At 44.1% G+C, this 1,911-nt stretch carries 1 protein-coding gene and 1 pseudogene; both read right to left on the bottom strand.

What is annotated here, in order from left to right; all coding sequences use genetic code 11:
* The coding region (locus ACKTSF_RS14410) for a DNA topoisomerase (protein WP_407890269.1) at positions 1–1,533 on the bottom strand (1,533 nt) is incomplete at its 3' end.
* Positions 1,508–1,911: pseudogene (locus ACKTSF_RS14405) on the bottom strand (MobQ family relaxase); the annotation flags it as partial. The gene ACKTSF_RS14410 and the pseudogene ACKTSF_RS14405, both read right to left, overlap by 26 nt.

Genomic DNA, 1,911 nt, shown 5'->3' with positions numbered 1-1,911 from the left:
GGTCTTACCAAGGGTCTTACTGCTCCATTTCTTGGGTAGAGTAAAGTCTTCGCCTTGCTTAGGCTTTACAATGTAAAACTTCTGTTTATTTAAAACGGTCGCTTGCGGTGTTTCTAAGAAGACCTCGTCGGACTTTTGGACTTGCTGTTGGTGATCGATTTGTTGCTTAATGGCTGCACTGCCGGTTAATTGTGTCGGAACATCAGCGATCAATTTCGCCACAAACTTCTTAATTTGGCTCAAAAAGTTATCCGGGGTGCGTTCTTCAGTACTGATTTGCTGTAACGCTTGCTCCCATTTAGCCGTCATTTCTGGGCTAGTTAGCAAGGGTTCGAGTTCAACCGCTTTACATAAAGTAATCCCCGCTTCACTGACGTGGAGCTTGTTCTTTTCAGTAACTAGATAGCCGCGTTTCTTTAACACTTCCAGCACATTGGCCCGGGTCGCACTTGTCCCAATTCCTTGCACGTCTTTGAGAATTGCTTGGGCTGCTTCATCATCAAGCGTTTTGCCGGCCGTCTTCATGGCCGTAATCAGGGTACCTTCGGTAAATGGTACCGGAGGGGTCGTTTCTTTTTGCGGCGTTTGCAGATTTGCTTGGACGTGATCGCCTTGGTGAACGAGCGGTAAAGTTGCTACTTCTTGCTGCTCGGTTTTGGTTTCATCAAATAAAGCTTGCCAGCCTTGCTTAGTTGGGACCTTACCGGTTGCTTTAAAATTGGCGTCACCAACTTGGGTAATAATGGTGGTTTCCTCGTACTCGTACGGATCAGCAAACATCGCTAACGTCGTCCTTAAAACCAGGTCATAGACTTGTTGCTGTAATTTAGGCAAGCTGGCTAGTTTCTCTTTCGTCGGCACGACTTTAGTCATGATAATGGCGTAGTGTTCTTCAACTTTTTTCCCATCAACATAGCGTTTGTTCGGAGTGGTATTGGTTAAAGCGACTGGCTTAGAGACCAAACCCAGATACTTCGTCAGATTAGCCACTAAATAATCAAATTCTTCATCAGTGATATAAGCACAATCCGTTCGGGGATAACTCAGCAACTTGGCTTCATATAAACTTTGAATGGCCGCTAAGGTTTGGCTGGCACTGGCGTGATAACGTTTATTCATGGCACTTTGGAGACTGGATAGTGAGAATAGTTGGGGACTAGCACGCTTTTTGCCTTGTTTTTGGACGTCCTTGATTAAACCGTCCTGCGAGCCTTTATGAACGTGTTTAGCTCGCATGAATGTCATTAGCCCTGCTTCGTCTTTAAATCGCTGATAGGGGTCTAATTTTGCGACGAATTTTTGCTGATTAGCAAAAATTTCAGCATTTAGTTCAAAATAGGGTTCCGGCTTAAAGTTTTTGATTGCCTGGTCTCTTTGATAAACCATATACAAAGTTGGCGTCTGTACTCGACCAATCGAGTACACCCCGCGCACCCCGTTTTGTCTTAATAGCAAGGTGTATAAAGGGCTGCCATTCATTCCAATTAACCAATCGCTAATTTTGTGATTACAAGTGCATGCCCCCATCTTCATGCCGGTTTCGAGTTTGGTGTTGCCGTTGCTTTTTCGTCATTTCCCACTCAGTCTCCTTTAAACCTTGCGCCTGTCTTTGTCGTTGGTAATCTTCATCACGAGCATATAGAACAGTCATGATCGCGTCACTAAAGGCCGTCTTTAAGTAATAGTCTGGACTAACTGGCTTGTAGTTCAGTGGTTGATAATGTCCAATATTTACTTTTCTATACTGGTCGTCCTTGGCTTGTTGCCCTTTTAACTGCTTTTGGATTTTCTCGATCTGACTGTTCTTAATCGTCGGATCGGCTTTGCATTCGCCAAAAAAGAGTTGTTTAGTGCCATCATGCTTTAAAACCCGTTGTAAGTGATGATTTTCTAACTGATCTAAGCTAAGCT

It is taken from the genome of Levilactobacillus muriae (genome assembly GCF_045862015.1).
GTDB lineage: Bacteria > Bacillota > Bacilli > Lactobacillales > Lactobacillaceae > Levilactobacillus > Levilactobacillus muriae.
Note: the sequence above shows the minus strand (reverse complement) of the source record. Positions and strands in the feature narration are given on the sequence as shown.